We start from the raw sequence: 15578 nt of genomic DNA on the forward strand, positions 1-15578 counted from the left end.
AACTCGCTGCGATCTCTCGTAGCGGGAGGCGAATCATACAGCGTTAAAACCTGCTGTCAACTGCCTTTTTCACCGCTGCCGATCAGAAGACCGAAGCCCTTCCAATACTACCTGAAGCGTTCAACCCGTTGATTATCAAGGAGTTTTGCGTTTCGACTGCGTCGGAAGTGGGGCGCATTATAAGGGGATTCGAAACCCCGTCAACCGTTATTTCACAAAAACTTCAAAACAATGTCCTTAGCGTGTCACAACATCTCGTTCGATCATCCTGCCTCGCTCACGAACCGGCCGCGGCTGCCACCAGTTCTGTCCCTCATGCGGGGAATCCAGGCTGACCCGCTCACCCATTTGTGGCGTGGACAAACGCACCTGCGCTTGCGAGGCCAGGGCAACAATGCGCTCGAATGGCTCCTGCCATCCATGGATGGACAAGTCAAAGGTTCCATTATGGATTGGCAGCAACCAGCGCCCGCGCAGGTCAAGGTGGGCCTGCAAGCTCTGCTCCGGCTGCATGTGCACGTTGGGCCAGGCCAGGTTGTAGGCACCGGTTTCAATCAACGTCAGATCGAACGGCCCGTAGCGCTCGCCAATCCGACGGAAGCCGTCGAAATAGCCGGTATCTCCACTGAAGAACAGACGCAACGCTTCATCCATTACCACCCAGGACGCCCACAACCTGCGATTGCTGTCGAACAGACCACGTCCTGAAAAGTGCTGCGCCGGGGTTGCCGCCAAGCGAATGCCTTCAACCTCGATTTCCTGCCACCAATCCAGCTGACGCACCTTGGCTGCAGGCACCCCCCAACTGATCAAGAGATCTCCCACGCCAAGCGGTGTCAGAAACAACCCGGTACGTGGCGCCAGGTGGCGAATCGTCTGTTCATCGAGGTGATCGAAGTGGTCATGGGAAAGAATCACTGCGGTCAACGGCGGCAGCTCCTCCAGGCTCAGGGGCGGAGCATGGAAACGTAGCGGCCCAGCCCATTGCACGGGCGAGGCGCGCTCGGCGAACACCGGGTCAGTAATAAAGAAGCGTCCGCGCAGCTTGAGCAGTACCGTCGAATGCCCTAGGCGCCAGAGGCTGTGGTCCGGCGCATCAAGCACTTGTTGACGGGTCATCGGCTGCAGGCTGATGGATGCGGTCGGGCGTGTTCCGGGGGGCTTGCGCAGGAACAGGTACTTCAAGCCAATACGCAGTTTTTTCAGAGCGCCGTCCTGAGGCAGGATGGCCTGGTTATGAAAACGCCCATCCCGATGGGGCGCCGCCCCACCAGCGTTAGAGTCAAGGGGCAACATGAGCAGTAGCACTCCGACCAAGAGCAAGGCGTTCATGGTACCCCACAGTGATTGGCTCAACCGTGAAATAGCCTGCGAGGCCATTTTTCATCGATGAATTGATGCTGAACACATTAATGCGGCTTATGCGATAAACGTGCCCCCACGCAACAGTAGCGGGCTGGGCCCCTGTAAAGCCGACCCCAAGTCTCCCGAACAGTGCAGCCAAGCGCGAAAAACGTGACCAAGTGAATTTCTCCCAGGACGGCGCTGCCACGCGCAAGCTGGCCTATCCTGACTGAACCTGCCCCAGGCCGCCGCGCACCAGGGATGCAGTTCATCAAGGAGCTCTCGCGCATGGACAGGCATGTCGACTCTTCGCCCAGCACCCCTGCTCCGCGCTTGCAGGTTCGTCGCCTGATCATTGGTTTTTCCCTGCTGTTTATACTCGCCGCTCTGGTCACTCTAGGCGCACTGTTTAACATTGCCCGAATTCTCGATCGACAGGAGCAGGAACGCAGCACGTTCCAGGCTACCCAGGCCTTGGAACAACGACTGCAGGCTTCGCGTCAGTTCCTGTCCAGTTATGCGGTGTGGGATGCCGCCTACCAGCACTTGGCCGGCCAGGTCGATTGGCATTGGGCTTACGAAGAGAAGAACATCGGCGATTCACTGTACACCGCCAGTGGTTACGAAGGCGTCTTCGTGGTGGACGACCAGCGCACCACTTATGCCCTGCTCAGAGGAAAGCCGACCGACTCGCCGGCCAGCGCCCTCATCGATGGACCTTTGGCGGCGATTATCACCGAGGCCCGCGCGGCGGCCCCTGCTCGGGAACAGGTGACCCAGTTTGTGTTGCTCGACGGTTCACCGGCCGTGCTCAGCGCCGCCGCCGTACGCCCGGACAAAGACGTCGAGCCAAGCGAGGTGGACGACGCACCGGTGATGCTGTTCGTCGATGAACTGACCGGACCGAAGCTCTCCCAGCTCGGTAAAGGCGCCGGCCTGACCGACCTGCACCTGGAAAAGGACGCGATCGATGCCCGCAGCCATCCTCGCATCACGCTGGGCGACACCGGCTACAGCCTGGCCTGGAGCAGCCCGCAACCGGGCAGGCAATTGCTCTGGGCGGTACTCCCGCCTCTGTCTGGGGCATTGCTGGTACTGGGGCTGGTGATGCTCTACCTGTTTCGCCAGGTGTTGCAGGGCTCGCGTGCCGTCGAGCTGAGCCTGCAACGCCTGCAGCAGAGCAACCAGGCCTTGGAGGCCAGCGAGCAGCGTTTTCGCGCCGTCGCTGAGGCAGCGTCCGATTGGATCTGGGAAACCGATCGCCAACAGCGCCTGACCTACCTGTCCCAACGCTTCGTGCGAGTCACCGGCTACGCCGTCGAAGATTGGCTGGGCCAGCCGCTGAACCAACTACTGTCTTGCGACACCACTCCCCTCTCCTCCTGGCTGGACAGCCAGGCGCAGGCCGACCCGCAGCAGTTGGCCAACCTGCGTTGCGCCTACCGGGATCACAACGGCCAGAACCGTTATTGCCGGATCTCGGCTCGGCCGATCCTGTTCGAGGGCAAGCACAACGGTTTTCGCGGTACCGCCAGCGATATCACCGACGAAGTGGACGCCCATGCGCGTATCCAGCACCTTTCGATGCACGATGCCCTCACCGGCCTTGCCAATCGCAACAAGCTCGCCCGCCACCTGGAACAGGCGCTGCTGCGTGGCAGCGACGCGCCGCCACTGACTTTGCTGTTGTTGGATCTGGACAACTTCAAGCCGATCAACGACGCCCTTGGCCATGCCGCTGGCGATGCCGTGCTGCTGGAAGTCGCCACGCGCCTGCGCGATACCACCCGCGAAGGTGACCTGGTAGCGCGCCTGGGCGGAGACGAGTTCGTATTGGTACTCAGTGGACTGGACAATCACAGCGAAGTCGATCGCTTCTGTGCCCGACTGATCGATCTGCTGCAGCAGCCCATCCTCTTCGAAGACCAAGCACTGCACATCGGCGCCAGCCTCGGCATCGCCCAGAGCCGCGCCCAGGGCTACGATGCCGGGGAGCTGATACGCTGCGCCGACATCGCCCTTTACCAGGCCAAAGGCGAAGGCAAGCACACTTGGCGTTACTTCGATGCGCAGATGAATCAGCAGATCCAGTATCGCCGCCAATTGGAGAACGACCTTCGCCGCGCCCTGAAACACGAAGAATTCGTGCTTCACTATCAACCCCGGTATCGCCTGCGGGACCTTCAGATCGTTTCGGTCGAAGCGCTCCTGCGCTGGCAGCATCCCCAGGAAGGTCTGCTCGGCCCGGATACCTTCATTCCTCTAGCCGAACAAAGCGATCTCATTGTCGCCCTCGGCCGATGGGTACTGCGCGAGGCCTGCCAAAGCGCCCGAGACTGGCCCCAGGACCTGCTGGTTTCGGTCAATCTTTCGCCGGCGCAGTTTTCCCGTAGCAACGTAGTGGCGGATGTGCGCGAAATCCTGTTGGACACGGGTTTTCCGGCCCAGCGCCTGGAGCTGGAAATCACCGAAAACGTCATGCTCAACGACATCGAGGGCGCCCTAGGCACCATGCTCGCCCTCAAGGAGCTCGGCGTACGCCTGAACATGGACGATTTCGGCACCGGCTATTCTTCCCTGGGCTACTTGCGGACTTACCCGTTCGACAGCATCAAGATCGACAAGCGATTCATCGCAGGCCTAGGCAACCCGAGCGGCAACGATCGCGCCGTGGTTCAGGCAATCATCAACCTGGGCCGGGCCATGGGCCTGGAGGTGACCGCCGAAGGAGTGGAAACCGAGCAACAGCTCAAGCTGCTGGCCAAGGATCGTTGTGACGAAGTCCAGGGCTACTACCTGAGCCGCCCGCTGGATCGCCATCATTTCGAATGTTTGCTCAAGGCGCGCAGCGACCAGCGTGGCGCGCTCTGAGCCTTGCATTCAACGCAACCGGCGCTCGGCGATGATCTCCGGAAGATCCCCACGACGCAGGTAGAGGCGCAGCGGCTCGCCGATATTAAGCCGATCATCCACATGCTGGGCCAACAACAGTGCCAGGCGCTCGCGGCACAGGGCCATGCGGGCGCCTTGCACAGGGCGCCAGACGAATTCGCTGCAGGGTGTGATGCTTTCATCGGCCACATCCATGCCGAAGGCGTCTTCGCTAAAGCGCACGATATGGGTGCCGCGCTTGCCGTGGTAGCCGACGAAGCCGATGAGCTGGTCGGCGGCATTGCAGATATCCAGGGATGTGATGGTCATACGTACCTCGCAATTGATGTCGAAAGGACGCACGCCGGGCGGGAGCGGTCGCCTCTTCTCGGGCGACGCGCACGGCCAGCCTAGCGCAAGTGGCAGACCGTTCGCCAAGTTTTTCCATGCTCCCACCATCGGCCCGCTAGACTGAACTTCCTACCGCCACGGACATCGGACCGTCATGGCCATCGACCTCAGTGCCGACATCGCCATCATTGGCCGCATCAACGCCGTTCCGGCCATCCTGCAAGTGATCTGCGAGACCACAGGCCTGCGTTTTGCTGCCGTAGCACGGGTCACCGAGAACAATTGGGTCGCCTGCGCCGTGCTGGACAACCTGGGCATGGGCCTGCGACCTGGTGATGAACTGGACGTGACCACTACCCTGTGCCAGGAAACCCGCAGCAGCCAGCAGACCATCGTGATCGACCAAGCCAGCCTGGACGAGCAGTACTGCCAGCATCACGCACCGCGGATCTACCGCTTCGAAAGCTACATCTCGGTGCCGGTGCTGCGCACCGATGGCAGTTTCTTCGGCACCATCATCGCCTTCGACTCACAGCCCGCACCGCTCAAAGGCAGCGCAATCCAGCCCATGATGGAGTCCTTTGCCCGGCTGCTGGCGATCCAGATAGAAAGCGAACAAAGCGCCCAGCGCACCGAGCGCGCCCTTCAGAAGGAACGGGCCATGGCCGAAGTGCGCGAGCAGTTCATCGCCGTCCTCGGTCATGATCTGCGCAATCCGCTGTTCGCCATCACCGCCGGTGCCGAACTGCTCATCCAGCGCCTGCAGGATGAGCGTAACCGTGTCATCGCACGACACATCCTAACCTCCGGCAAACGTGCCTCGCAGTTGGTGCGTGATGTGCTGGACTTTGCCCGTGGTCGCCTCGGTGCCGGCATCACACTTAACGTGCAGCCCTGCCACGATCTGCATGGCGCGCTCAGCCACGTCGCCTCGGAATTGCAGCGTGTCCATCCGCAGCGCCAGATGGTGCTGAACATCGGCGATCTGGGCGGACTGTATTGCGACCGGGAACGAGTGATGCAGCTACTTTCCAATCTGATTGCCAATGCCCTGACCCACGGCGCCACCGATGGGCCGGTGACCATCACCGCCGCCGTACGTGACGGCACTTTCGTGCTCAGCGTGCACAACTTGGGCGAGCCGATCCCGGCGCATACCCTGGCGCAATTGTTCCAGCCGTTTTCCCGGCCGCTCTCCAACAGGCCGCAACAAGGGCTGGGCCTTGGGCTGTACATCGCCAACCAGATTGCTCTGGCCCACGGTGGGCGTATGGACGTCGTGTCCAACCCGCAGACGGGGACGCTGTTCAGTTTTCGTCTGCCTGTGGATCGACCTGGGACGCCAGCACCTGGGCCAGCCAGTTCATGAACACCTGGACTCGGCGCGGTACATGCCGCTGCCGGGCGTACAGCAACGACACCGGCATGGCTTGGGCCTGAAACCCTTCCAGCACACAGACCAGCGCACCACTGCGCAGATGGTTGGCGACGCCCACAGCGGGCACCTGGATCAGCCCCAGGCCTGCCAGACAGGCCGCCGAGTAGGCCTCGGCGTTGTTCACGGTCACGGCACCCGTCATGGCCTGGACATGCACTTGTCCGTTGCGCTCGTATTCGAACCCTGGGCTGCGCGCGCCCAGGGTGCCGACGTAATGAACCAGGCGATGCTCAGCCAGATCCTGCAGGCTGCGCGGCTCACCGTAACGCGCCAGGTACCCTGGGCTTACGCAGTTGCGCATGCTCAATTGGCCAACCGGTCGCGCCACCACGTCCAGGTCGTTCAGCACACCAATTCGCAGCACACAGTCGAAGCCTTCGCGCAGTAGATCAACCCGCCGGTCGGTGCAACTGATCTCCACCTCCAGACGCGGGTAGCGATCCAGGAACCCAGGCAGCGCCGGAATGATCACTTGCCTGGCCATCATGGTCGGCAAATCGATGCGCAAACGCCCCGTCAGATCAACATCGTGAGCACGAAACAGCCCCTCGATTTCTTCCATGCCCGACAGCAGATTCTTGCTGCGCTCATACAACAGCATGCCGTCCTGAGTGGCCTGCACACGTCGGGTGGTGCGGTTGAACAGCCGGGTGCCCAGCAGATGCTCTAGCGCCCGAATCTGTTCGGACACTGTTGATCGCGGCAACCCCAGGCTGTCGCCGGCCAGGGTGAAACTGGACAGTTCACTGACCCTGACGAAAGTGCGCAGCAGCTCCAGCTTGTTCATGGAAACGTCGCTCATTGTCCAAAACATTCGAACAGTATTTCCATAAATACCGGATTTATCACCCCTGTGCAGACCAATAGTCTGTTACCCACAGCCATCAACGAGGTAACCGACATGACCCGCAAACTCGCTTTGATCACCGGCGCCAGCCGAGGCCTGGGCAAGAACGCCGCAGAACACTTGGCCGCGCGAGGCATCGACATCATCGGCACGTTCCACAGCAAGGCCGACGAAGCCCAAGCGCTCGCACGCCGCCTGGAACAGGCCGGAGTGAAAGCCGCCATGCTGCAATTGGATGTGAGTGACAACGCCAGTTTCGCGACCTTCGCCGAGCGTGTAGGCCAGACCCTGCGACAGCACTTTGGCCGGGAGCGTTTCGACTATCTTGTGAACAATGCCGGCATCGGGCTGAACGTGCCGTTCACCGAGACCAGCGAGGCCCAGTTCGACCAGTTGCTCAACATCCAGCTCAAAGGGCCGTTCTTCCTGACCCAGCGCCTGTTGCCGCGGATGGTCGATGGCGGGCGCATCGTCAATATCTCCACCGGCCTGACCCGCTTCGCCCTGCCTGGCTATGCCGCCTACGCGGCCATGAAAGGTGCGATGGAGGTGCTGACCCGCTACCAGGCTAAGGAGCTAGGAGCCCGGGGCATTCGTGTGAACATCCTGGCCCCTGGGGCGATCGAGACAGACTTCGGCGGTGGCGTGGTTCGCGACAACCAGCAGGTCAATGACTTCATTGCCGGTAACACAGCCCTGGGCCGGGTCGGTCTGCCCGATGACATCGGCGCGGCAATCGCCCTGCTGCTCGAAGATGGCAACGGCTGGATTACCGGCCAACGGCTGGAAGTATCCGGCGGCATGTTCCTCTAAGCCGGCACTCAGCGCTGCGCCTGCTCATGAACCTGCACGCTGGCCGTCATGCCCGCGCTCAGGTTCATGCCCTCCGGGATCTGGTCAAGACGAATGCGCACCGGGATCCGTTGGGCCAGGCGCACCCAGTTGAAGGTCGGCTCGACCTCCGGCAGCAACTGGCTGTCGGGATTGCTGTTGCTGTCGGTGATGCCGCGGCTGATGCTTTCCACGTGCCCATCGATCGACTCACCTGCGCCCATCAACCAGACTTTGACCGGGTCGCCCACGCGAATGCGCGGCAGCTTGGTCTCCTCGAAATAGGCCTGGATATAAAAAGTCGAGTCGTCCACCAAGGCCATCACCGATTGCCCGGTGTTGACGTAGTTGCCCTGGGCCAGACGCAGGTTGGTGATGTGCCCGCTGCGCGGCGCACGCACTTCGCTGCGGTCCAGGTTTATCTTGGCCACCTGCAGCTGTGCCTGGGCTTCGTGCAGTTCACCACGGGCGATCGCCGCGTTGATCTGGGCGTTCTCGCGCAGCTCAGCGCTGATGGCCTCTGGGCCGAGCGCAGTGCGCCGGGCCGCCTCGCGCTCACGCAGGCGCAATTGGTGGGCACGGGTTTCGGCCACAGCGCTGGCTTGGTCGTAGGCGGCCTGGAAGCGCTCGCGGTCGATGTTCATTAGCACATCGCCGGCCTTGACCTGCTGATTATCATGGACCTTCAGCTCGCGTACCCATCCGGAGACGTCCGGGGCGATGACCACCACGTCCGCGCGGACCCGTGCGTCCCGCGTCCAGGGGGTGAGCATGTAGTACTGCCAGAGCTGGTAACCGGCGAACACCGCCAGCGCCACCACACACAGGGTGACCAGGGTACGTACGGCTGTACGCATGGACTTCACTCCTTACAAAGGCCCTAGCAGGTGCACCACCAGGGACAGAACACAAACGAACAATGCGGCATCGAACAATGCTTCGTGCCAGATCCAGCGCCCCAAAGGCGTGGCCTGCACCACCAGACGCAGCAATCCGGTAAGCGCCAGGGCCATCAGCACATAGACCAGAAACGGGCTGAGCAACACGCCGCCCAGCGCCCACTCACGCAAGCCCATGGATTTCCTCCTGCCGGCGGCACCACTTGCCCCAGCTCCTTTGCAGTTGCAGCACCGCGCCAATAGCCAGGTGCAGCGGGTCGCTTGGCGGCTGGCGACGCAGGGCCTCGATGAATTGCTCGCTGGCCGCGTCCAGGCGCTGACCACGGCCCGGCGCCGGGCCGCTGGCGAGCACTGCTTCCAAATGTTGCAAGTAATGACGCTCGGCTGCAGCCAACGGCGCCTGAGCGACGGCAAGGCACATGCGCAGATGCACCAGCTCATCGCCGATATCCAGGCCGTGCAACCCATCGTCCCAACGCTTGCGCTCAGCCTCCGGCAGCTCGCTGGCGTGTCGCGCCAGCTGCATCAGACGGTCGGCCATGCGCCCGCCGAACCAGCTATCGGCTCCCCGCAGGTCACGGCGGGTCAGGCGCACCAGATCGCCCTGAGTCGCCTTGCGCAGACGCCGACCGAGCCAGGCCGGATGACGCAGCACCAGCAGCCGAAACGCCAACACCGCCGCCCCCACACCGATCAACATGGCCTGGGCGCTGTTGAGCATGGCAGCCACATCGAAATGCATGGTGTTCAGTGGCGCCACCAGCACGATGAAATGCAGGCAATAAGAGGTCGCCGTGGCGCCTGTGCGCGGGTGCGCCATGCCCAAAGCACCGAAGAACAGCGGCACGCCCATCCCGAGGCATAGCATCGCGAAGCTGCTCCACTGTGGCAGGAGGATCTGTCCCACCAGAAACGCCACTGGGATTGCCAGGAGAATCCCGCGCAGGAAACTCAGCCCGATCTGCGCACCGTTCTCACGGCTGGCGAACAAACTGCAGACCACACAAGTGAGCACCAATCCACCCGGTGCCGCCGGCCATGCAGTGGCCAGCCAGAAACTGCTCATGGCCAGGAACGCCAAGGCGCTGCGCGACCCAAACAACAGCGCCAACGGCAAATCCCGGTGAGCGGCCAGGCTCTGGGACACTTCTTTGGGAGCCCTGCCCTGCTCCACGTCCTGCAAAGCCTGGGTCGCAGCCATGGCAAAATCCAGCAACAGAGTCAGGCGCGCCAGGCAGTAATGCTCGGCAGAGCTGATCTGCCCGTCATGGGCTGCATCCCAGAGGCGCTGGCGCAACAGCAGCAGGTTCGCGGGTTCAGGCGCGATCAACTGTGCGCGAACCTCATCCAGCCATGGCGCCAGCCGACCGGCCTCGGTCTCGTCAAGCTGGCTCCATTGGCGCCGCACCGATCGCGAAATACGCAGCAGCATCATCAATTTCTGGCTCAATCCACGAATGGCCCGGGCGCGCTGACGGCCGCGGTGTCCTTCGAACCAGGCGTGTTCGCGCTGGGCATCGATGGCAACGATTCGTCCCAGAATTTCCAACAGCCCCTTACGCGCTTCGTCTTCGCCACCGAGCATGGCACTGCACGCCTGCAGGCCGTTCTGCCAGGCCTGGCGTGCCTGGCCTGCGAGCTGCTGTTCGACCCGCAGCGGCCAGAGCAAGGCGCTGGTGGCGGTGGCGCAGACGATCCCCAGGCAGATCTCCGTGCAGCGTGCCACCGCCTGGTCGAACACTTGCAGCGGATGGTTGATCGCCGGCAAGGCGATGATCGCAACGGTATAGCCGGCCAGCACGAAGGCGTAAGCCCAGGCGCTACGTAACTGGGTGGACGCCGCCGTACACAGCGCCAACCACAACGCCAAAGTGAGCAGGAACAACCACGGTGTCTGGGCGAACAGCCCCATGAACACCACCGACATGAACGTGCCTACCAAGGTCCCGGCCAACCGGGCCAGGCCCTTCTGCACCACCATGCCAGACAGCGGCTGGGCCACGATGAAAGCCGTCATCAACGCCCAGGAAGGCTGCTCCAGGCCCCAACGCATGGCCAGCCACAGCGCCAGCCCCCCACCGAGCAAGGTCTTGATGGCGAACTTGACAGCGAGGGGGGTGGGAGCAAAAAGGGCCGTGAGGGTGATGGGCACGGAATCGGGCCTTGCGCAGCGGTAATGGATGAAAGATAGACAACGGCGCAAGGATAAAGCGGAATCGTTTAATTAGCTAGCTAAGCATCATTCTGGATCCACTCCCGCTCCATCTGCATCAGCAGTTACGCGGATAGCGAAAACACAGGCAAAAAAATGGGCGACCGAAGTCGCCCTAAATGCCTTGCGTGCTCGTGAATCGGGAAGGATCAGCGCGACTTGCGCTTGCTCGAGTCCTTCCAGATGAAAATGCCCAGACCGGCGAAGAACACCAACATCAACCCGACCGTTACCACACCGGCGATAACCACGTTGTCGAAGAACATGTCGGCCTCCCGTTCGTTTGCCGTTGTCCGATGGATGCAAGGTAACGAATGCGGGAGTGGAAAAAATTGACGGGCGTCAATGGTGCCCGGGGGCGGGCACGCGAGGCGTGTACAGATTTGACATGCGTCAAATTTCAGCGTTTTTTCGGCTTGCCCTTGGGCTTCTTCTTGGATTTGCCCAACGGCATGGCCTGTTCGAAGGCCTGGCGCACTTCGTTCAGGCGCTTTTCCTTGAGGTCATGGATGCGCTTGCTGCGCTCGGCATCGAAATCGATCAGGTTGTCTTGGCTCATGGCAGGCTCGACTGACAGCAGAGGCTTGCATGATGAAGCCTGACGCCGATGCTGACCAGCTCAGACTTCGATATCCACCAGCAGCCCCTGGCGCGGTCGCTCGCCCAGCGGCGATACCGGTACAGTGTTGTCGGCGTTAAGCTCATCATCCGGCACAGCGCTGAACGGCTCGTCCTGATCTTTTTGCTGACGCTGCTGTTGTTGCCGGCGTTGCTCTTCGCGCAACAACAGGGCCTGCTCCTGCGGGTCGCGCTGGTGACGCAGATCGATGGTGCCGTCGCTCGAGCTGGGCTGCGCGGGGACCACCGGCGGAATGGGCGGGGTCTGTTTGACCGGATCCTGTTGCGAAGTCACCGGTGCGGCGCTGAGCGGAATGATGGGCGGCAGCATGGAAATCGTCTCCTGTTACCCTTGTATCGGCCAACGCCCGGCCGCCTTGAGCGACCGCTCGCAAGCCCCTTCATGGTCAGGTGCCCGGAGTATAGGACACCGCCTTCATTGGACCTCGACGTCATCTTCGGTCGGCTCATCGGCCGATGGACTGGTTTCGCTCCAGGGCCGCTTGTAGACCTGCTGCCACACCGCATCCATATGATCGCGCAACACCTGCGGCGCACTCTTGAGCGAGGCGCTGTCCTCGCGCTCGCCGCCGACTGGTTCCTCACCGGCCGGCGTGATCAGTGACTGGCCGGTAATGCTGTAGACCGCCTGCCCTTCGCGCATCTCGATGGCGATGTCATGGGGATCGATACCGCCACCACAGAAGGCATGGCTGGCCACGGTCAGTTCGGCGACGCCATCTTTGTTCAGGTCGCTGACATCACTGACATCGGTGTAGAAGTCCACGTCCAGATCCAACCCCGGGCAACTGGTCTCCTGTTCGATCTGCCAGCGGGACTTGAACGCATCCGCCTCCGCGCTACGCCCATAGAGGGTGGCCTTGAGCACCACCTTGTCGACTTCCTGCTCGGTTTCGGCGTCGGTGGCCTGGCCGTCGGTTCGGCTGAGCACCAGCAGGCCTTCGCCGTCACGGTCACGGAAATGCACGCTCTTGATCGGGGTCTGCACGCCCAGCACTTCCAGCTGCTCGGCGGGAATCGGCGGCAAGGTCTCGAAGTTTTTCTGGTCACAGGCAGCCAGCAACAAACTGCTCAGGGCCAGGGAGGCATACAACCAGCGGTGCTTGGCAAGCATGGTGGCGTGGGGCCCTCGTTGTGCAACGGTATTCGTCGATGAACAGCTAGACTCTTTGGTCTAACCGGCCCTATCCGTTAACATAGCCGGCTTTTCATCGCGGGAGTTCAGGCAGTATGGCGCAGCAGTATCAACCGGGGCAACGCTGGATCAGTGACAGCGAAGCCGAGCTCGGCCTGGGGACCATCCTGGCGCAGGATGGCCGCCTGCTGACCGTGCTCTACCCGGCCACTGGCGACACCCGCCAGTATTCCCTGCGCAATGCGCCGCTGACCCGCGTGCGCTTCTCGCCTGGCGACCAGATCACTCATTTCGAGGGTTGGAAGCTGACCGTGCGCGAGGTCGAGGACGCCGATGGCCTTCTGGTCTACCACGGCCTCGACGGTCAGAACCAAGCGCGAGTCCTGCCGGAGACCCAGCTGTCCAACTTCATCCAGTTCCGTCTGGCCAGCGACCGCTTGTTCGCCGGGCAGATCGACCCGCTGTCGTGGTTCTCCCTGCGCTACAACACCTTGCAGCACACCAGCAAGCAGATGCTCTCAACCCTGTGGGGTCTGGGCGGCTGCCGCGCCCAGCCGATCGCGCACCAGTTGCACATCGCCCGTGAAGTGGCTGACCGCATTGCGCCACGGGTACTGCTGGCCGACGAAGTGGGCCTGGGCAAGACCATCGAAGCAGGCCTGGTGATCCATCGTCAGTTGCTCTGCGGGCGCGCCAGCCGCGTGCTGATCCTGGTGCCGGAAAACCTGCAGCATCAGTGGCTGGTGGAAATGCGTCGGCGCTTCAACCTGCAAGTGGCGCTGTTCGATGCGGAGCGCTTCATCGAAAGCGACGCCAGCAACCCGTTCGAAGACGCCCAGCTCGCGCTGGTGGCGCTGGAGTGGCTGGTCGAAGACGAGAAGGCCCAGGACGCTCTGTTCGCCGCTGGCTGGGACCTGATGGTCGTCGACGAAGCGCACCATCTGGTCTGGCACGAAGAACAGGCAAGCCCCGAGTACGCCTTGGTCGAGCAACTGGCCCAGGTCATCCCGGGCGTGCTGCTGCTCACCGCCACTCCCGAGCAATTGGGCCAGGACAGCCACTTCGCCCGCCTGCGCCTGCTCGACCCCAACCGTTTCCATGACCTGGCCGCCTTCCGCGCCGAGAGCGAGCACTATCGCCCGGTTGCCGAAGCTGTTCAGGAACTGCTCGACGAAGGCCGTCTGTCACCCAAGGCCCACGCCACCATCGAAGGCTTCCTCGGTGCCGAGGGCGAAGCGCTGCTGGCCGCTGTCACCGACGGCGACAGCCAGGCCAGCGCACGCCTGATCCGCGAGCTGCTCGATCGCCACGGTACCGGCCGCGTGCTGTTCCGTAACACTCGCGCGGCGATCCAGGGCTTCCCGGAGCGCCAGCTGCACCCCTACCCGTTGGCCAATCCGGCGCAATACCACGATCTGCCGAGCGGCGAACGTGCCGAGCTCTATCCGGAAGTGGCCTTCCAGGCCCAGGGCGAAACCAGCGACGACGAGCGTTGGTGGCGCTTCGATCCGCGGGTCGACTGGCTGATCGACACCCTCAAGATGCTCAAGCGCACCAAAGTGTTGGTGATCTGCGCTCACGCCGAGACCGCCATGGACCTGGAAGACGCCCTGCGCGTGCGCTCCGGCATTCCGGCCACGGTGTTCCACGAGGGTATGAGTATCCTGGAGCGCGACCGCGCCGCTGCCTACTTCGCCGACGAAGAGTTTGGCGCCCAGGTGCTGATCTGCTCGGAAATCGGCAGCGAAGGCCGCAATTTCCAGTTCGCCCACCACCTGGTCATGTTCGATCTGCCGGCCCACCCCGATCTGCTCGAGCAGCGCATCGGCCGCCTGGACCGTATCGGCCAGAAACACACCATCGAGCTGCACATCCCCTACCTGCAGGACAGCCCACAGGAGCGCCTGTTCCAGTGGTACCACCAGGGCCTTAACGCCTTCCTGGCCACCTGCCCGACGGGTAACGCCTTGCAGCACCAGTTCGGCCCGCGCCTGCTGCAGCTGCTCGAAGGGGGCGACAGCAAGGCCTGGGAGGCGCTGGTAGATGAAGCCCGTGCAGAGCGCGAGCGTCTGGAAGCCGAGCTGCACAGCGGCCGCGACCGGCTACTGGAGCTCAACTCCGGTGGTGCGGGCGAAGGTCAGGCGCTGGTGGAGGCGATTCTCGAACAGGACGACCAGTTCGCCCTGCCGATCTATATGGAAACCCTGTTCGACGCCTTTGGCATCGACAGCGAAGACCACTCGGAAAACGCGCTGATCCTCAAGCCGAGCGAGAAGATGCTCGACGCCAGCTTCCCGCTGGGCGACGACGAAGGCGTGACCATCACCTATGACCGCAACCAGGCGCTCTCGCGCGAGGACATGCAGTTCCTGACCTGGGAACATCCGATGGTCCAGGGCGGCATGGATCTGGTGCTGTCCGGTTCCATGGGCAACACCGCGGTGGCGCTGATCAAGAACAAGGCGCTCAAGCCTGGCACCGTGCTGCTCGAGCTGCTCTATGTCAGTGAAGTGGTCGCCCCTCGCAGCCTGCAGCTGGGTCGTTACCTGCCTTCGGCGGCCCTGCGCTGCCTGCTCGATGCCAACGGCAACGACCTGAGCCCTCGTGTGGCTTTCGAAACCCTCAATGACCAGTTGGAAAGCGTGCCCAAGGCCAGCGCCAACAAGTTCGTCCAAGCCCAGCGCGATGTACTGGCCAAGCGCATCGCCAGCGGCGAAGCCAAGGTCATGCCTAGCCATGTCGAGCGCGTGGCCGAGGCGCAGCGCCGCCTGGCCGCCGAAGCTGACGAAGAACTGGCCCGCCTGACCGCACTCAAGGCCGTCAACCCGAGCGTACGCGACAGCGAAATCGACGCCCTGCGCAAGCAGCGCGAAGAAGGCCTGGCCATGCTGGAAAAAGCCGCCCTGCGCCTGGAGGCGATCCGCGTCCTGGTCGCGGGCTGATCTGCATCCTCGCGCAGGCTTCGCCAGCGCCTACCGTGTTTCGACGACTTGTAGGCGCTGGCACTCACC

General features: G+C 62.6%; 14 protein-coding genes. 4 read left to right on the plus strand and 10 right to left on the minus strand.

The features are described from left to right. Positions 1–237 precede the first annotated feature (237 nt). Entirely contained in the window at positions 238–1332 is a 1095-nt protein-coding gene (locus DQ397_RS21295) for an MBL fold metallo-hydrolase (RefSeq protein ID WP_043215769.1), read from the minus strand. Between the two features lie 300 nt (positions 1333–1632). On the opposite strand from DQ397_RS21295, the gene DQ397_RS21300 reads away from it, so the two are divergent. After that, positions 1633–4215, plus strand: coding sequence for an EAL domain-containing protein (locus DQ397_RS21300; protein WP_043215768.1), 2583 nt, complete (start codon positions 1633–1635; stop codon positions 4213–4215). Positions 4216–4224: 9 nt separating this feature from the next. Here DQ397_RS21300 and DQ397_RS21305 read toward each other — a convergent pair whose 3' ends face one another. Further along, positions 4225–4545, minus strand: coding sequence for a DUF2025 family protein (locus DQ397_RS21305; RefSeq protein WP_043215770.1), 321 nt, complete (start codon positions 4543–4545; stop codon positions 4225–4227). A 175-nt stretch (positions 4546–4720) separates the two neighbouring features. On the opposite strand from DQ397_RS21305, the gene DQ397_RS21310 reads away from it, so the two are divergent. Beyond that, positions 4721–5935 (plus strand): GAF domain-containing sensor histidine kinase, encoded by a 1215-nt coding sequence (locus DQ397_RS21310; protein ID WP_043215767.1) that lies wholly within the window; start codon positions 4721–4723, stop codon positions 5933–5935. Here the strand turns inward: DQ397_RS21310 and DQ397_RS21315 are convergent. Further along, positions 5874–6791: a LysR family transcriptional regulator gene (locus tag DQ397_RS21315; protein WP_043215766.1), complete on the minus strand. Its 918-nt coding sequence runs from the start codon at positions 6789–6791 to the stop codon at positions 5874–5876. The genes DQ397_RS21310 and DQ397_RS21315 overlap by 62 nt on opposite strands. Before the next feature lie 114 nt (positions 6792–6905). Between DQ397_RS21315 and DQ397_RS21320 the strand changes: the two genes are divergently transcribed. After that, a complete protein-coding gene (locus tag DQ397_RS21320; RefSeq protein WP_043215764.1) occupies positions 6906–7664 on the plus strand; it encodes an SDR family NAD(P)-dependent oxidoreductase in 759 nt (252 codons plus the stop codon). Between the two features lie 8 nt (positions 7665–7672). On the opposite strand, the gene DQ397_RS21325 is transcribed toward DQ397_RS21320, so the two are convergent. The 7 genes from DQ397_RS21325 to DQ397_RS21345 form a co-directional block, all read right to left on the minus strand. Then, positions 7673–8539: an HlyD family secretion protein gene (locus DQ397_RS21325; protein WP_043215763.1), complete on the minus strand. Its 867-nt coding sequence runs from the start codon at positions 8537–8539 to the stop codon at positions 7673–7675. 12 nt (positions 8540–8551) lie between these two features. Next, the gene (locus DQ397_RS21330; protein ID WP_043215762.1) at positions 8552–8758 is read right to left on the minus strand and encodes a DUF1656 domain-containing protein; all 207 of its coding nucleotides are present in this window, start codon (positions 8756–8758) and stop codon (positions 8552–8554) included. Next, positions 8745–10733, minus strand: coding sequence for an FUSC family protein (locus DQ397_RS21335; protein ID WP_148921621.1), 1989 nt, complete (start codon positions 10731–10733; stop codon positions 8745–8747). The genes DQ397_RS21330 and DQ397_RS21335 overlap by 14 nt, the downstream gene beginning before the upstream one ends. A gap of 209 nt (positions 10734–10942) precedes the next feature. Continuing rightward, positions 10943–11059 carry a cytochrome c oxidase subunit CcoM gene (ccoM, locus tag DQ397_RS24840; RefSeq protein ID WP_043215106.1) on the minus strand — a complete coding sequence of 39 codons (117 nt, stop codon included), beginning with the start codon at positions 11057–11059 and terminating at the stop codon, positions 10943–10945. A 134-nt stretch (positions 11060–11193) separates the two neighbouring features. Beyond that, positions 11194–11352 (minus strand): hypothetical protein, encoded by a 159-nt coding sequence (locus tag DQ397_RS24585; RefSeq protein WP_090345081.1) that lies wholly within the window; start codon positions 11350–11352, stop codon positions 11194–11196. A 60-nt stretch (positions 11353–11412) separates the two neighbouring features. Next, complete coding sequence (locus tag DQ397_RS21340; RefSeq protein ID WP_043215108.1) at positions 11413–11742, minus strand: hypothetical protein; 330 nt, start codon at positions 11740–11742, stop codon at positions 11413–11415. A 105-nt stretch (positions 11743–11847) separates the two neighbouring features. Beyond that, positions 11848–12546, minus strand: coding sequence for a M949_RS01915 family surface polysaccharide biosynthesis protein (locus DQ397_RS21345; protein WP_043215111.1), 699 nt, complete (start codon positions 12544–12546; stop codon positions 11848–11850). 116 nt (positions 12547–12662) lie between these two features. On the opposite strand from DQ397_RS21345, the gene rapA reads away from it, so the two are divergent. Beyond that, positions 12663–15509: an RNA polymerase-associated protein RapA gene (rapA, locus tag DQ397_RS21350; protein WP_043215113.1), complete on the plus strand. Its 2847-nt coding sequence runs from the start codon at positions 12663–12665 to the stop codon at positions 15507–15509. Positions 15510–15578: the final 69 nt, after the last annotated feature.

This window comes from Pseudomonas sp. CK-NBRI-02, from assembly GCF_008124495.1.
Lineage (GTDB): Bacteria > Pseudomonadota > Gammaproteobacteria > Pseudomonadales > Pseudomonadaceae > Aquipseudomonas > Aquipseudomonas guariconensis.

Excerpts from the sequence above, each read along its gene's own strand:
- DQ397_RS21295 (WP_043215769.1), bottom strand. The coding sequence starts at position 1,332 with ATGAACGCCTTGCTCTTGGTCGGAGTGCTACTGCTCATGTTGCCCCTT.
- DQ397_RS21300 (WP_043215768.1), top strand. The coding sequence starts at position 1,633 with ATGGACAGGCATGTCGACTCTTCGCCCAGCACCCCTGCTCCGCGCTTG.
- DQ397_RS21305 (WP_043215770.1), bottom strand. The coding sequence starts at position 4,545 with ATGACCATCACATCCCTGGATATCTGCAATGCCGCCGACCAGCTCATC.
- DQ397_RS21310 (WP_043215767.1), top strand. The coding sequence starts at position 4,721 with ATGGCCATCGACCTCAGTGCCGACATCGCCATCATTGGCCGCATCAAC.
- DQ397_RS21315 (WP_043215766.1), bottom strand. The coding sequence starts at position 6,791 with ATGAACAAGCTGGAGCTGCTGCGCACTTTCGTCAGGGTCAGTGAACTG.
- DQ397_RS21320 (WP_043215764.1), top strand. The coding sequence starts at position 6,906 with ATGACCCGCAAACTCGCTTTGATCACCGGCGCCAGCCGAGGCCTGGGC.
- DQ397_RS21325 (WP_043215763.1), bottom strand. The coding sequence starts at position 8,539 with ATGCGTACAGCCGTACGTACCCTGGTCACCCTGTGTGTGGTGGCGCTG.
- DQ397_RS21330 (WP_043215762.1), bottom strand. The coding sequence starts at position 8,758 with ATGGGCTTGCGTGAGTGGGCGCTGGGCGGCGTGTTGCTCAGCCCGTTT.
- ccoM (WP_043215106.1), bottom strand. The coding sequence starts at position 11,059 with ATGTTCTTCGACAACGTGGTTATCGCCGGTGTGGTAACGGTCGGGTTG.
- DQ397_RS24585 (WP_090345081.1), bottom strand. The coding sequence starts at position 11,352 with ATGAGCCAAGACAACCTGATCGATTTCGATGCCGAGCGCAGCAAGCGC.
- DQ397_RS21340 (WP_043215108.1), bottom strand. The coding sequence starts at position 11,742 with ATGCTGCCGCCCATCATTCCGCTCAGCGCCGCACCGGTGACTTCGCAA.
- DQ397_RS21345 (WP_043215111.1), bottom strand. The coding sequence starts at position 12,546 with ATGCTTGCCAAGCACCGCTGGTTGTATGCCTCCCTGGCCCTGAGCAGT.
- rapA (WP_043215113.1), top strand. The coding sequence starts at position 12,663 with ATGGCGCAGCAGTATCAACCGGGGCAACGCTGGATCAGTGACAGCGAA.